Origin of the sequence: Agrobacterium tumefaciens, assembly GCF_005221325.1 — a bacterium.
Lineage (GTDB): Bacteria > Pseudomonadota > Alphaproteobacteria > Rhizobiales > Rhizobiaceae > Agrobacterium.
Map to the genome: position 1 here is coordinate 628,856 of NZ_CP039889.1, position 14,560 is coordinate 643,415.

General features: G+C 59.5%; 14 protein-coding genes. 2 read left to right on the top strand and 12 right to left on the bottom strand.

What is annotated here, in order from left to right:
* Positions 1 to 23: 23 nt before the first annotated feature.
* The 5 genes from CFBP5499_RS30790 to CFBP5499_RS17800 all read right to left on the bottom strand — a co-directional run bounded on the left by CFBP5499_RS30790 (position 24) and on the right by CFBP5499_RS17800 (position 6,044).
* Entirely contained in the window at positions 24 to 1,820 is a 1,797-nt protein-coding gene (locus CFBP5499_RS30790; RefSeq protein ID WP_080829610.1) for an amino acid ABC transporter permease/ATP-binding protein, read from the bottom strand.
* Between the two features lie 13 nt (positions 1,821 to 1,833).
* Entirely contained in the window at positions 1,834 to 2,385 is a 552-nt protein-coding gene (locus CFBP5499_RS17785; RefSeq protein WP_080829609.1) for a GNAT family N-acetyltransferase, read from the bottom strand.
* 22 nt (positions 2,386 to 2,407) lie between these two features.
* The gene (locus CFBP5499_RS17790) at positions 2,408 to 3,595 is read right to left on the bottom strand and encodes a M20 aminoacylase family protein (RefSeq protein ID WP_080829608.1); all 1,188 of its coding nucleotides are present in this window, start codon (positions 3,593 to 3,595) and stop codon (positions 2,408 to 2,410) included.
* 83 nt (positions 3,596 to 3,678) lie between these two features.
* Positions 3,679 to 5,019, bottom strand: a complete 1,341-nt coding sequence (locus tag CFBP5499_RS17795) for an LLM class flavin-dependent oxidoreductase (RefSeq protein ID WP_080829607.1) — start codon at positions 5,017 to 5,019, stop codon at positions 3,679 to 3,681.
* Positions 5,020 to 5,042: 23 nt separating this feature from the next.
* Positions 5,043 to 6,044, bottom strand: a complete 1,002-nt coding sequence (locus CFBP5499_RS17800; protein ID WP_080829606.1) for an LLM class flavin-dependent oxidoreductase — start codon at positions 6,042 to 6,044, stop codon at positions 5,043 to 5,045.
* 303 nt (positions 6,045 to 6,347) lie between these two features.
* Here CFBP5499_RS17800 and CFBP5499_RS17805 point away from each other — a divergent pair, with 303 nt between their 5' ends.
* The gene (locus CFBP5499_RS17805) at positions 6,348 to 6,797 is read left to right on the top strand and encodes an RrF2 family transcriptional regulator (protein ID WP_080830213.1); all 450 of its coding nucleotides are present in this window, start codon (positions 6,348 to 6,350) and stop codon (positions 6,795 to 6,797) included.
* A gap of 26 nt (positions 6,798 to 6,823) precedes the next feature.
* Here the strand turns inward: CFBP5499_RS17805 and CFBP5499_RS17810 are convergent, their stop codons facing one another.
* From CFBP5499_RS17810 to CFBP5499_RS17830, 5 genes are all read right to left on the bottom strand, one after another.
* The gene (locus tag CFBP5499_RS17810) at positions 6,824 to 7,768 is read right to left on the bottom strand and encodes an acyl-CoA dehydrogenase family protein (RefSeq protein WP_080829605.1); all 945 of its coding nucleotides are present in this window, start codon (positions 7,766 to 7,768) and stop codon (positions 6,824 to 6,826) included.
* Positions 7,769 to 7,818: 50 nt separating this feature from the next.
* Positions 7,819 to 8,364, bottom strand: a complete 546-nt coding sequence (locus CFBP5499_RS17815; protein ID WP_080829604.1) for a flavin reductase family protein — start codon at positions 8,362 to 8,364, stop codon at positions 7,819 to 7,821.
* A 156-nt stretch (positions 8,365 to 8,520) separates the two neighbouring features.
* The gene (gene ssuD / locus CFBP5499_RS17820) at positions 8,521 to 9,690 is read right to left on the bottom strand and encodes an FMNH2-dependent alkanesulfonate monooxygenase (RefSeq protein WP_080829603.1); all 1,170 of its coding nucleotides are present in this window, start codon (positions 9,688 to 9,690) and stop codon (positions 8,521 to 8,523) included.
* A gap of 166 nt (positions 9,691 to 9,856) precedes the next feature.
* Complete coding sequence (locus tag CFBP5499_RS30080; RefSeq protein WP_175416817.1) at positions 9,857 to 10,054, bottom strand: hypothetical protein; 198 nt, start codon at positions 10,052 to 10,054, stop codon at positions 9,857 to 9,859.
* A gap of 141 nt (positions 10,055 to 10,195) precedes the next feature.
* Complete coding sequence (locus tag CFBP5499_RS17830; RefSeq protein ID WP_080829602.1) at positions 10,196 to 10,813, bottom strand: alpha/beta hydrolase; 618 nt, start codon at positions 10,811 to 10,813, stop codon at positions 10,196 to 10,198.
* A 386-nt stretch (positions 10,814 to 11,199) separates the two neighbouring features.
* Here CFBP5499_RS17830 and CFBP5499_RS17840 point away from each other — a divergent pair, with 386 nt between their 5' ends.
* Positions 11,200 to 12,270, top strand: a complete 1,071-nt coding sequence (locus CFBP5499_RS17840; RefSeq protein WP_080829600.1) for an LLM class flavin-dependent oxidoreductase — start codon at positions 11,200 to 11,202, stop codon at positions 12,268 to 12,270.
* A 58-nt stretch (positions 12,271 to 12,328) separates the two neighbouring features.
* Here CFBP5499_RS17840 and CFBP5499_RS17845 read toward each other — a convergent pair whose 3' ends face one another.
* Both CFBP5499_RS17845 and CFBP5499_RS17850 read right to left on the bottom strand, forming a co-directional pair.
* A complete protein-coding gene (locus CFBP5499_RS17845; protein ID WP_080829599.1) occupies positions 12,329 to 13,507 on the bottom strand; it encodes an acyl-CoA dehydrogenase family protein in 1,179 nt (392 codons plus the stop codon).
* On the bottom strand, positions 13,504 to 14,535 hold the full coding sequence (locus tag CFBP5499_RS17850) for an ABC transporter substrate-binding protein (protein WP_080829598.1): 1,032 nt from the start codon (positions 14,533 to 14,535) through the stop codon (positions 13,504 to 13,506). The genes CFBP5499_RS17845 and CFBP5499_RS17850 overlap by 4 nt, the downstream gene beginning before the upstream one ends.
* Positions 14,536 to 14,560 lie beyond the last annotated feature (25 nt).

Sequence of the window (14,560 nt, forward strand, 5' to 3'; positions counted from 1 at the left end):
TGAGTGTTTCCTTTGTTTTTTGATTAGAGGACTTTTGCGAGGAATTCGGCAGTGCGGGGATGATCCGGGCTGTTGAACAGTTTTTCCGGCGTGCCCGTTTCGAGAATGCGCCCCTGTTCCATGAAGACGACCCTGTCGGAGACTTCGCGGGCAAAACCGATTTCATGGGTGACGATGATGAGGGTGACGCCGGAGCGGGACAGTTCCTTGATGACATCAAGCACCTCGTTGACCAGTTCAGGGTCGAGCGCCGATGTCGGTTCGTCGAAGAGCAGCACCTTCGGCCGGAGCGCCAAAGCCCGGGCAATCGCCACGCGCTGCTGTTGCCCGCCGGAAAGCTGGCGGGGATAGGCCGCCGCCTTATCGGCAAGCCCGACGCGGGCCAGAAGATCCCGCGCCTCGGCCTCGGCCTGTTCTTTCGAGATGCCGCGAACCGCGACCGGCGCTTCGATGATATTTTCAAGTGCTGTCAGATGCGGGAAGAGATTGAAGCTCTGAAACACCATGCCGACTTCTACGCGGCGCTTAAGGATTTCCCGCTCCTTCAATTCGTAAAGCGTGTCGCCCTTCTGGCGATAACCGACCAGCTCGCCATCGATGGCGATGAAACCGTCATCCACGCGCTCCAGATGGTTGATGGAGCGCAGCAATGTCGACTTGCCCGAGCCGGACTGGCCGAGAATGGTGGTGACGCTGCCTGCCGGAATGGAGAGGCTGATATCGTCAAGCACCTTCAGCGATCCGAAGGATTTCGAAACACCGTGGATATTGACCGAACCACCGCGATTGCCAAGCTGGAAGCTGGCCGCGCGAGCAGGTGTCGTGCGCTCGGGCTTGGCCGTGATCGTTTCCACCGCTTCAGGCGCGGTTTTGCGCGGCAGGAAGGTGCGAAAGATCGTAGTAAACAACGAGGGTGGCGGATTGCGCAATGCACCGCGCGAGAAGTGTCGTTCGATATGATGCTGGACGATGGAAAGCGCGGTCAGGATCACCAGATACCAGACGGTCGCGACCATCAAGAGCGGGATCACTTCGAGATTGCGGCGATAGATGATCTGGATCGTGTAGAACAGTTCCGGCAGCGCGAGGATATAGACCTGCGAGGTGCCCTTGGCGAGCAGAATGATCTCGTTGAAGCCATTCGGCAGAATTGTGCGCATTGCCTGCGGCAGCACAATCCGTGAAAACTGTCTACGGCGCGGCAGTCCGAGTGAGGCTGCTGCCTCAAGCTGGCCCTGCTCCACCGAAAGGATGCCTCCGCGCACGATTTCCGATGAAAACGCCGCGCCATGCAATGTCAGCCCCAGTACCGCGGCGGCAAAAGGCGTCATGAGCTGCGTCGTATTCCAGCTGAAGAAATTAATGCCGGTATAGGGCACGCCGATTGTCACGGTCTCGTAAAGATAACCAAGATTGTTGAGGATCAGCAAAAGCACGATCAGCGGAATGGAACGGAATATCCAGATGTAGGTCCAGGATATTGCGACAAGTAGAGGCGAACCCGAGACGCGGGCAATCGCCAGAACCGTGCCGAACACAAACCCGAGAATAGCCCCGAGTGCCGTCAGCAGCAGCGTCCGACCAAGGCCAACCAGCACTGGCTCGGCGAAGAACCATTCAGCGAAGACGTCCCATCCCCAGCGAGGATTACCGAACACGGAATGCAAGATGGCCGCGATGATGAGGACAGAAAGAATGGTACCCGCCGTACGAAGCGGATAACGGGCGGGAACGATGCGGAAATGGGCATAGCCACCCTTGACCGGTTCACTCTTTTGCTCGCTCACCGCAACATGCGGAAAATCAGAGGCTATCGTCATCGGGAGGAGCCTTTCAGGGGTGGGTCAGGGAAGATTGCAGGCGGGCGACCGGTATCGGCGGGCCTTCCGCAAGGGAGACGGTATCGGAAAGCCATTTTTCGAAGGGCAGCGATTTGATCGTTTCGGGATCAGCCGCCGTGTCGAACAAAGCGCGATAACCATTGGTGAGATAAAGACCCACCGCTTCCGGCTGGCGGAAACCTGTCGTCAGATAGGCACGCGCATAGCCCTGCCGCACCGCCTGCTGCTCCAGTTCCCGAAGCACTATTTTTGCAAGCCCCTGCCGGCGGTAGGCCGAATGGGTCCAGACCCGCTTGAACTCGGCGCTCTCTTCGTCGTAGCGCATGAAAGCGCCGCCGGCGATTGCCTTGCCGTCGCGCAGCAGCAGCAGGAAATTGCCCGAAGGCGGGCTGAAGGCTTCCGGCGGGTATTTGTTCATTTCCGCCCTGGCGCCTTCCGCGTTGAAAAATGTGCCGTAACGGCTGTCATATTCGAACAGCAACTCCTCCAGAAGCGGGGTTGCGAGCGGATCCTTGACAGATGTGTAGAGAAAACTGTCGCTCATATCCTTGTCCTCAATTTTAGCGTCAGGAGAGGTAGGCTTCGGCCAGACGCACCCAGAAGCGCGCTGCCGGTGCGATGATCGCATCGTTGAAATCATAGCGGGGGCTGTGCAGTGTCGCGCTTTCGCCATTGCCGACGAAGAGATAGGAGCCGGGCCGCTCCTGCAGCATGAAGGCAAAATCCTCGCTCGCCGTCCGGGGCTGAAAGGCGTCGGCGATCTGTGGAGCAGGAAAATGCCGTCTGGCGACATCGCGGGCGAAAGCGGTCTGTTCGGCGTGATTGATGACTGGCGGGAAACCACGAGAATAGGAGACATCCGCCGTTGCGCCAAAACTTTCCGCCTGCGCTTTGGCGAGCGCCGGCAGCCGCTCCTCCAGCCTGTCCCGCACGGCAGGTGAGAAGGCGCGCGCGGTGATTTGCAGCTCCACGCTTTCGGGAATGACATTTGATGCCGTTCCGCCATGGATGGAGCCGACCGTCAGCACCGCCATCTCGCGCGGATCGACATTGCGCGAGACGATGCTCTGCAGGGCGGTGACGAAGCTGGCCGAGGCGAGAACCGGATCGATCGTCTCATGCGGTGCTGCGCCATGGCCGCCCTTGCCGATGATCCGCACGCTTGCCTTATCGACGGAGGCCATGGCCGGGCCTTCGACGAAGCCGAACTGGCCGGTTTCCACACCCGGCCAATTGTGCAGGCCGAAGACGGCATCGACGGGAAAGCGCTCGAACAGCCGGTCCTTTATCATCGCTCTCGCACCCGCGCCAATTTCCTCCGCAGGCTGGAAGATCAGCGTCAGCGTGCCGGAAAAATTCGAGGTTTCGGCGAGATACCGGGCAGCGGCAAGCAGGATCGCCGTGTGGCCATCGTGACCGCAGGCATGCATGATACCCGGTGTTTCGCTGGCATAGGCAAGGCCGGTCTCTTCGTGGATCGGCAGCGCATCGATATCAGCGCGGATGCCGAGACGTTTTTCACCGTGGCCACGTTTTAGCGTGGCGACAACACCATGGCCACCGACACCCTCCGTCACCTCATAACCGAAAGACAGGAGATAACGGGCGATGAGCCCCGCCGTGCGCGTCTCCTTGAGCGAAAGCTCCGGATACCGGTGAAGATCATGCCGGATGGCTATGATTTCATCGATGAAGGCAAGGATTCCCCGTTCGGCGTCGTCCTGCGGACGCGCGCCGTCAATGCGGATATTCATGGTTCTGTCTCCTGCACAACGCTTTTTCGCGCCGCGTCTTGAAATCTGTGCCGGGCTGCGATCACCACCGCCTGGCCACGACCTTATGCGATGGCCTTGTCCGCGCTGCTTTCGCCGCCGGAATAGACACTTTCCTTGAAAGGCAGGCCGAGATGCTCGCGCAGCGTCGTCCCTTCCAGATGCGGATCGAAATAACCGCGCCGCTGCAGCACCGGGATGACGAGACGGATGAAATCATCCAGCCCTTCGGCAATCACCGGGAAGCCCAGAATGAAGCCATCGGCCGCATCATGCTCCACCCAGCGGATGATCTCGTCGGCGACCTTGTCCGGCGTACCGATGAAACCTTCGCGCGGCGTTGCGGCCTCCAGCGCCGCCTCGCGCAACGTCTGGTTCTTTTCTTTCGCGCGCCGCTTGATGCGGTCGGTCGTCGAGCGGAAGCTGTTCTTGCCGATCTCGCCAAGCTCAGGGAAAGGCTCATCCAGCGGATAGACGCTGAAATCATGATGATCGAAGAAACGGCCGAGATAAGCGAGCGCATCCTCTATCGTGATGAGGTTGCGGATGACGTCATATTTCGCCTCCGCCTCCTCCTGCGTCTCCCCGACGATCGGGCCGATGCCGGGGAAAATCTTGACGTCTGCCGCCGATCGACCCTGTGCGACGGCGCTCTGCTTCACCCGCTTCAGGAAGGTCTGGTTTTCCTCCAGCGAGGCGGAATTGGTGAAGACGGCATCCGCATGTTTGCCCGCAAGACCGATCCCGGCATCGGAAGAACCGGCCTGGAACACCACCGGCTGCCCCTGCGGCGAACGCTGGATGTTCAACGGGCCTTCCACCTGGAAGAAACGGCCCTTGTGGCCGAGCGTATGGAGCTTGGCGCGGTCGAAGAATTGCCCCGTCTCGCGGTTGCGCACGAAGGCGCCGTCGTCCCAGCTGTCCCACAGGCCTTTGATGACTTCGAGATATTCGTCAGCGATTTCGTAGCGCAACGCATGTTCGGGATGATTGCGGCTGTAGTTCTTCGCCGTCCCTTCAAGCGGCGTCGTCACCGCGTTCCATCCGGCCCGTCCGCCGCTTAGAAGATCAAGCGAGCCGAATTGGCGCGCGATGGTGAAGGGATCGCTATAGGAGGTGGAAACAGTACCCGCGAGACCGATTTTCGAGGTGACGGCGGCGAGCGCGGAAAGGATGGTCAGCGGCTCGAACCGGTTGAGGAAATGCGGAATGGACTTGTCGTTGATGTAGAGGCCATCAGCAACGAAGGCGAAGGCGATGCCGGCAGCCTCCGCTTTCAGCGCGTTTTTTTTGAAGAAGTCGAAATTGACGCTGGCATCCACCGGGCTCTTGGGGTGCCGCCAGGCATTCATGTGCCCGCCGGGACCCTGAAGCATGATACCGAAACGGATTTTCTTTTTCGTCATGTCATTTCCTCCTGAGGACAAAATCACGCCGCCCGGGAAAGGCGATGCGTGGCCAAGAGTTCGATCGAGGCAAGCCGCTGATCGGCCCCGACATGCGGCGGCTCGATGATGAATTCTTCGATGCCGTGTTCTTCAGAAAGCGCGCGCAACGCCCGGTGAATATCGTCCGGCCCGCCATGCAGGACATTGGGCTTGCGCTCCTCGATGCGATAATCGCTATCGCCGGACTGGCGGGCGAATTCTTCCGCCTGTTCGCGGCGACCGAGGTTGAACGCCCTGCCATCGCTCAGAAATACGCGGTAGATACGCTGGCCTTCGACCTGTCTTGCCGCATGGGCAGGATCGCTTGCGGCAAAAGCCGAAAGGGCAAGGATCGGCGCGCTCCCGCCGCTCGCTTCGCGGAAAGCCGAGAGGCTGCGGCGCAGAACCTCCGGATCGCCATTGAGGTGGCCGGCAAAAACGAAACTCCATCCTTTCGACGCCGCAAGCCTTGCGCTTTCGGGGCTGGCGCCGAGCAGGAACCGCTCCGCGGCAACCGGCGGCACGGGTGTCGCCTGCAGTCCAGCCTGCGCATGGTTCAGCGGCGTGTTACCGGTGAGAAATCTCGTGAGCTCACCAAAAGCCGTCTCGAAATTCGGCTTACGGTCGGGATCATAGGCCTGCTGCAAAGCGGAGGTCGCAAGCGGCAGGCCGCCCGGCGTCTTGCCGATACCAAGATCGACCCGGCCGGGCGCCAGCGAAGAGAGGACATTGAAGACCTCGGCAACCTTGTAAGGGCTGTAATGCTGCAGCATGACGCCACCCGAACCGACGCGGATATGCGATGTCTTCGCCAATATCCATGCCACGAGCGCCTCGGGCGCCGAACCGGCAAGCTCCGGCGAATTGTGATGTTCTGCCACCCAGAACCGGCGATACCCCAGTTCCTCGGCGCGCCTGGCCAGATTGATCGTGTCGCGGAACGCGCTTGCCGCGTCCTCACCCGTTGGCACCGGGCTCTTGTCGAGCAAACTGAGCGTATACATCGTCACCTCGTGCATCTTTGATGCATAGTTTGTCTACCGATTTTATATTCTAATAAAGGATGTTTGTTCCATGCTGCGAGGGGATCAGAGAAAATATTGTTTTCAGTCAGATTTTCGAATGCTGCCCTGATCAAAGCGCTCGAAAATGCTGAAAACCGTGCGCCAATCGGCTGCAGCAAGCCACTTTCACCGGAGATCTTACGGAAACGGGCTTGCACCGGAATTCGCTAAAAACTACTAAGTAAGTTGGGAATAATACGATCCGGCATTGTGACTGTGCCGGTTCTCTTTTCGGATCAGGCAATGTTGACCAAAAAAGGCAAATACGGATTAAAGGCGCTTGTCGATCTGGCACGGCTGCCGCAGGGCGAGACCGCCTTCGTGACCGAGATCGCGACTCGTAACAACATCCCGAAAAAATTCCTGGATACTATTCTTCTGGAACTGCGCAACAGCGGCATTCTGCGCTCCAAGAAGGGCCCGAATGGCGGTTATTCGCTTTCGAAAATGCCATCCGAAATCATGATCGGACAGGTCATCCGCACGCTGGACGGCCCGCTCGCGCCTATTCGCTGTGCAAGCCGCACGGCCTTTGAAGCCTGTGATGACTGCGATGATCCCGAGACCTGTCAGGTCAGGGTTTCGATGACGGACGTACGTGACGCCATCGCAACCATTCTCGACAATATGACGCTTGCGCAATTCGTCGCAAAAGATGGGCAGGACCAGCGGTCGATCACAGCCGTCGAATAGGATTTCGCGGAAACGGCACGTCCTCTTTACTGCCGGCGCAAATCATCCACCAGTGATGCGATGAGCCCGGATTCGCTAACGCCCTCGATAAGACCAAGGCGCGCCATCAGGATTTCAAGCGTGATGGCATTGTTTCGAACTGAACGAAAAGTGACGTTTTCCGCTCCGACCTGCGCCGCATCGATATTCGTCGCGAGACTTGATATCTGCGCCTTCAGCAGTTCGATAGCGAGAAATATTTCCCCTATGACTGGTCTTGCCGCACCATCATCGGCCAGCCTGTCGATCAGGAGCCCTGAAAGCTCACGCTGTTTTTGCCCCAGAGCCACTGCGGCCTTCAACAAGGTGGAAACGGAGGCGGCGAGATTTCCCGCACCCCGGGCAAGGAACACCACCTGATCGGCGCGCAGCAGGCCCTCCCATGTACTATTCGGCCGATTGCGCAAAACGACGAGCAGGGGCTGCCCGGACGTATTGACGGCAGGGACGACGATCCAGTCCGCATTGCCCCTCGCCGATCGCGCAATGTCGTCGGGAAGCCGCAGGGCATAGTCGTCGGCGGTCACCGGGACCGCTTGATCCAGCTCGCCACCGGATGTCGCCAGCGCGAAGGTCTCACCAAGATCGAGGCGGGCGAAGAGGGCCTTGCGCTGCTCTTCGCTGCCCGCATTCCGGATGAATTCAAGCGCGGTGAAATGTTCGACAAGATCATGCGCCGCCTCGGCATTGACTGCGGAAATGATCGAAAGTGCCTGCGAGAGAACATCGTTGGTTATATCCGCCCCGCCGAGTTCCGTTGGAACCGAAAGAGCGAGAAGACCGGAGCGGGCGATCCGGGCATGGATTTGCCCCGAATTTTCAATGGCGCATTTTTCGGCGATCGTCCGGGCGACGGTCAGCACATCCATATCCGCGCCGAGGCGTGGAGGAACGAAACGAAGTCTTTCGCCAAGAGGCGTGACGGATCCCATGCTCAACTCCCTCAAACAACGACAAAATGAAAGCGCCGAACGGCCAACGCTCAGTCCACTGAATGATAACGCCCGTTTTGATAGAGCAGCGAATGGCCCGATCCGACACGAATCGCCTCCACCTTGCCGATGACGATGACGTGGCTATGGCGCTCGATCGCCTCTTCGATGGTGCAATCGATCGCAGCCACGGCATCTTCGAGGATGGGTGCGCCGCTCGCCAGCCTTGTCCACTCCGCGCCACGATACCGGTCGGGACCCTTCAGGCCGCCAATGCCGGCAAACTGGTTGGCGACGAACTGATGGTTCGTGCCGATGATGTTGACGGCAAAGTGACCGAAATGCTGCACCACCGGCCATGTCGATGAGGAGCGGTTGAGCGCCACCAGGATTCGCGGCGGATCGACCGACAAAGCGGTGGCCGATGTCACGGTCGCGCCCGTTCGCTCATCCCCTTCGCCTGCGGTAATCACGCTGACGCCGCCGCCTAATGTTCTCAGCGCCGCCTTGAGACTATCTGCATCCGCCGCCTTGCCGGCGACCGGATCGCGGAGATTGATGAATTGTTGGTCCTTGGCCGCATATTGCAATGTCATCGCATGGCTCCTGAAAACAGCTGAATTGTTCAATAGCTAGCAGCGGCAACGGGGGCAGAAATAGACATCGTTTTCCATAATCATAATATTCTATAGAAATAATGTTTTATATGCCGCCTTTACGTTTATACCGCTGCACGCCTTTCCGTGGACGGATCAGGATCCGGACACCAGCTTGACGTTGCCGCCATGGCCGCCACCACCGAAAACCTGTTTCGCCCCAAACGACGAACGGATCTGGTTTCGCGGCCCGCCGAGGCCGATTTCCGGAAACAGCAGCTCGGACAGGCGATAGGCTTCTTCAAGATGCGGATAACCGGAAGCAATGACGGTATCGATGCCAAGTGCCTGATATTCCCTGAGCCGTGCCGCCACCGTCTTCGGCGAACCCACAAGTGCCGTACCTGCGCCAGAGCGCACGAGACCGATGCCCGCCCATAGGTTGGGGGAAACTTCCAGCTTGTCACGCCGGCCATTGTGCAGCGCTTGCATTCTCGACTGCCCGACGGAATCCGACGCCTTGGAGAAGACTTCCTGGGCAGAGGCGATGGTCTCATCGGAAAGCTTCGAAATCAGCTTCTCCGCATCGGCCCAGGCTTCCTCGTCGGTTTCGCGCACGATGAAGTGCAGACGGATGCCGAAGGTAACCTCCCGCCCCTTTTTCGCGGCAGCGGCGCGCACCTTGGCGATTTTTTCCGCCACCTGTGCCGGCGGCTCACCCCACGTCAGGTATTTGTCGGTGATGCCAGCCGAAAACTCGATACCGGCATCGGAGGAACCGCCGAAATAAAGCGGTGGGCGCGGCTCCTGCACCGGCGGCAGACCGAGCTTGGCATCCACCGCCTTGATATATTTGCCGTCGAGGCTGCCCTTGCCGGTTTCGATCAGAGAATTGAACACCTGAAAGAACTCGTCCGCGTGATCGTATCGCTCGTCATGCGGCAGGAAGATGCCGTCACCCGCCAGCTCCTGAGCGCTGCCCCCGACCACGATATTGAGCAGCAACCGGCCGTGGGACACGCGATCAAGCGTGGAAGCCAACCGCGCATAATAGGCGGGTGAAGCGACACCCGGACGGATGGCGACAAGGAACTTCAGCTTTTCGGTATAGGCGGCAAGATTGGCCGCGAGAATGAAGGATTCCTCACAGGCGACACCGGTGGGAATGAGCACGCCGGAATAACCGAGCCTGTCCGCCGCCTGCGCTATCTCACGGAAATATCCGGGATCGGAGGGACGCGACAGATCGTCCGAACCAAGATAGCTGCCGTCGCCGGAGGTGGGTATGAACCACAGGAAATCGAGTGGTTTGTCATGTGTGCTCATCGGCAGGTCCTTTGCAATCCGCCCTCGGGCGATGCGGCGTGATGGTAAAAGGGTAGCCACTTCCGCGGCGCGTTTAAGAAATTTTGTTCCAATTTCCATCCGTCGAGGAGAGTTTCTCTCCCGGATGAACGGGATTAAAAGGGAAAGCAGCGCTTGTGAACCGTGCTTAAAAGACCGGGTAAAGGCCCAGCATCGCAAAGTTCATTTCGCAAATCTCTTCCCGCTCGAGTTCGAGATCGCTTTTCTCCTGCCGGTTGCGCCCGGAGTGATCCAGCGGATGAAGATGAAGCTGTTCTTCTTCACGGGGCTGACGCCGCGTCAAACCGAACAGATCGAAAGTAAACGCATGAAGTCCCTGCGGCATGTGCGCCTCCTTTGCTCAACTCTCCCCTATCCTCCGGCGACCGGTAAAAATCGTCAATATTTTCCATAAAATTACTATTCTATAATTGATGCATCGCCGGCAAAGGTGGACCAAGGATGTGGCAGTGGGAAAAATTCCGTTTCAGAGCGCGCCGACGTCACCATGAAGATGCCCGTCATGTATCGCGGGCAATCCGTGCAGCCTCGATCCGGTCGTGGTCTTTTCAGCGGTCGCTTTCAGACGGTCGAAAAGCGCATAGCCACCGGGCCACCGGCCAAAGCCTGCAGCAATGTTGATGTGCCCGACGGAGCCGAGATTGACGAGGTCGCTTCCCCAGTTGGCGGCGGTGTACGCCAGCTCCTCAGGGTTCATATAGGGATCGTTCATGCTGCCAACGACGAGACTGGGAAAAGCAAGCGGTTGCTGCGGAAACGCGCCGAACCGGACGATACACGGATGCATCGCCTCGACCCGATCGAGATGAGCAGGAGCAACGAGAAGCGCGCCCTTGATTTTGGCAGACGAAGGGCGCGACGCCATATTCGCCACGAGCGGGCAACCGAGGCTGTGGGCAACGATATAGGCGCTTTCAACCGCGCTCAGCGCTGCCTCAAGACGGTCAATCCAGTCTTCGAGGACCGGGCATTGCCAATTGTCCTGATCGACCAGCTGAGCCTGAGGATCATCCAGCAACCAGTGCCGCTGCCAATGCCCCTCATCCGAACCGTTCAGACCGGGGACAATCAAGGTGGTACACATGCCTACTCCGTGGTTTGTGGGCGGTGTGTCTCAAGAATGGAGAAACTTGCGATTCCCGTCGAATATTGCCTTGCTCACCTTTTCAAACCTTGGGAAAAATCAAACCATGTAATGACAGCAGCGTAGAAAATGGGTTCTCGTTGCCATTAGCATTGCCTGAAGAACGGAATCTTTTATCCTAATTTTTTACATGGAAAATATGTGCAATATAGGCAAAGTCTGAGCAAAGCTTTTTCGCCGCCGCATGCCAAAAGAAACGCTGCTGCTTGGCCGTCCAGACGCAGCTTTGCCATTCTCCTGCCATCGGAGGTTTTCGCCTCCCAAACCGAACGTCGCGGCGGCGGGCCTCTCCTGCGCGCGACAAACCGACAATTCAGGCGGATGATGTGAGCAGCACGAGCGAATTTCTCTGGTACATTCCCAATGACGTCAAACCCGGCCATCGCGGCGATGCCGTCAGCGGCGACCATAACAGTCTCGATACATTGACCAGCCACGCCAGGGCACTGGAAAATCATGGCTGGAAGGGCGCGCTGATCGGCACCGGCTGGGGCCGACCCGACACCTTCACAGTGGCAACCGCCCTTGCGGCGCGCACGACCACATTCGAGCCGCTGATCGCCATTCGTCCGGGTTACTGGAAACCCGCCAACCTTGCCTCGGCCGCCGCCACGCTCGATCAGCTTTCCGGTGGCCGGGTGCGGATCAATGTCGTCTCGGGTCGAGACGAGCTTGCAGCCTATGGCGACGAAGAAGGTGACCAGGCGCAGCGTTATGCCCGCACGAAAGAGTTCATGCGGCTGGTGCGTCGCTTATGGACCGAAGAAAACGTCACCTTTGACGGTGACCATTTCCGGGTGAAAAACTCCACCGTCTTGCCACGAATCGCCGCACACGACGGCAGGCCGCATCCCAGGCTCTATTTCGGCGGCGCTTCCGAAGCAGCCGAGCAGGTCGCCGCAACCGAGGCCGATGTACAATTGTTCTGGGGAGAGCCGCTTGCCGGCGTGCGCGAAAGGATAGAAAGGCTCAAGCATTTCAGTGAAACGCTTGGCCGTGACCTGCCGCCGCTGCAATTCGGCCTGCGGATCACCACACTGGTGCGTGAGACGACAGCAGAAGCATGGCGCGATGCGGAAGCGAAGGTTGCCGAAATGGCTGCGAATAACGGCGTGCGATGGAACGACCATCTGCAAGGCGTGGCGGTCGGCCAGCGCCGACTGCTGGATTTGCACCATCAGAGCGATGTGCTGGACGACAATCTTTACACCGCGCCGGGCAAATTCGGCGGCGGCGGTGCCGCAACGACGTGGCTGGTGGGTTCGGCGGAGGATGTCGCCGCCTCACTGCGCAAATACCGTGCGCTTGGCATCACCCATTTTGTGCTTTCCGACACGCCCTATCTGAAGGAGATTGAGCGGCAGGGCGACAGGCTGCTGCCGCTGCTGCGGGATTGACGCGGAGACGACCGCAGGGCGATCTTGCCGCAGCAAGGCCGCCCGGTGTCTTCGCCAATCAGCCACCCGCCGCCTTGATGCTTTGACGGCCGAGAATCGTGCGGATCATGTGACTTTGCGGCGCATGCGCCCTTGCCGTGATGGCATCGCGATGATGTCGCTCGAGATTGTAGTCCCGGCGCAGGCCGCGATTGCCGCCAAGATCCAGCGCCAGATCGGTCACGGCCACCGCATTGTCGATCACCACATGGCGAACGGCCAGCGCATCCGTTCCGACCCGCTCTCCCGCATCGATATCGCGGGCGACGGACAGAAGCAGGCGCCGGTTTGCCGCAAGAAGTACCTCGATCTGGCCGAGACCTTCCTGAATACGCGGAATGGAGGAAAGCGGCGCACCGAGGCTTGCCGGAACATGGCCCGTCAGATGGCGCAGCAGATCATCCCGCGCCGAAATCGCAACGCCATGATAAACGGAAGCCAGAAGCGCGAAGAAATTATAGCCGTCGGCCTCATCGCGCCGCAGCGGCTCGTCCGCGGGCTGTTCGGCAACGATGTCTGCAAGCGGTACCCTTACATCCTTCAGGACGAGGTCGTGGCTGGCGGTGGCATACATGCCAGTCGCCTCCCATGCCTTTTCCTGGGCGATGCCAGGCGCATCGAGCGGGACCAGAAGCTGGATGAGGCGCGGCGTTTCTTCCGTCGTCACGGCAAGCACGATCGCCCATTTCAGCCCCGGCAGGCCGGTGACGAAGCTCTTGCGGCCATTGACCACCCAGACATCGCCGTCGATCCGCGCCGTTGTTTCCGGCAGGCCGCCATGAGCCGGCGAACCAACGCCCGGCTCCGCCTGCGCATTGTTCAGAAGCGCCAGCTCCCTGTTATTGGCGGCCAGCACCTTTGCTGAAAGAGCAGCCGGCCATTTGCCGCGCCGGATGGCCGCATGAACGCTGTAATGCATGGCCAGGATGAGCGCTGTGGACGGATCACCCTTGGCAATGGCCGTAATGACGGCATGCGCCGTCTCCATGCCCTCGCCCCGACCGCCATCCTTCTCAGCCGTCACGAGACCGAGCAGACCCGACTTGAAAAGCGCTTCGAAATTGCCGGCAGCGAATTCACCGCTTTTGTCATGTTCGGCCGCCGTCTGGCTGAAATCTTCGGCCAGCGCGGTTGCGACGGCAATGGAGCTGGATTGCTGTTCCTGCGGGCGCGGAACGGCGGATAAAGCCCCACTCATGCCACCGCCCTCTCACTTGCCGTCACGAAACGGTCGTCGATCCAGGCAGCGAGCTCGAAGTCGTTTTCAAGGAAACTCCATTGGTGCAGGAAGTCCTTGTAGTGGCCGACAGCGGCAACAAGGTCGGCATCAAGGCCGAGACCAAGATGGCGGTGAACATCCGGCCCGTTGGCAGCCAAAACCTGTTCTTCAGTCGCACCCGCCTCGCGCGCGATGAAACGGCGCGTCTCTTCCGGATGCTGTTCCGCCCAGAGCGAGGCTTTGCGAATGGCGCCAACCAGCCGTTCCACCAGATCGGGACGTTCATCTGCAAGCCGTCCATCAACCGTCAGCACGCGGGGCGATCCGGAGTTGATGCGTATCTTCGGATCGGGGTGGAAGCCGAATTCGACCACCTGCACGGCCCCGATCAGGTTCGCGGCGGCAATACCGGCCGTTCCCTTGACGAAAATCGCATCGACCTCACCGCGCAGCAGCGCGATGATCTCCTCACCGAAGGATTGCCGGCGCTTCAACCCGAAAAGCGACGGTCCCTCCTGCGAGGCCAGCACCGAATCCTTGATGACAATATCCTTCAGTTCGATGTCCTCAACCGTCAGCCCTTCCAGCGAAAGCGCGGAGACAATGCCCTTCAGCGCCGTCGCCCGCATGAAATCGACAATGCCTTCCGGGCGGCGCGGCACGCCGAAACGGCGGCCGACAAGATCGGCAAGCGAGCGGATACCCGTTTCCGGCAGGGTGATGATCGCCTGAAACTCATCCGTCCAGGTAATGCCGATGAGACGCGTATTACGCCCCTCCGAGCGGGCGCGGATGGGCGGCACATTGCCGCCGTGGCGGAAGGACCATTCCAGCGTGTGGTTGAAATGGCTCTGGCGAACGGAACGGTCAGGCGAATCGATGATGGATTTCAGCGATATACCGACCTCCTCGAAGGTTTCGCCGAGATAACCGAGCTGTGCCGCCAGCCCCACGGGTGTCGGCACCGGGCAGCGTGTGTACCAGATTTCAGAAAGTGTCGTGCTCATGGCTTTGGCCTCGATGAGATGGAAA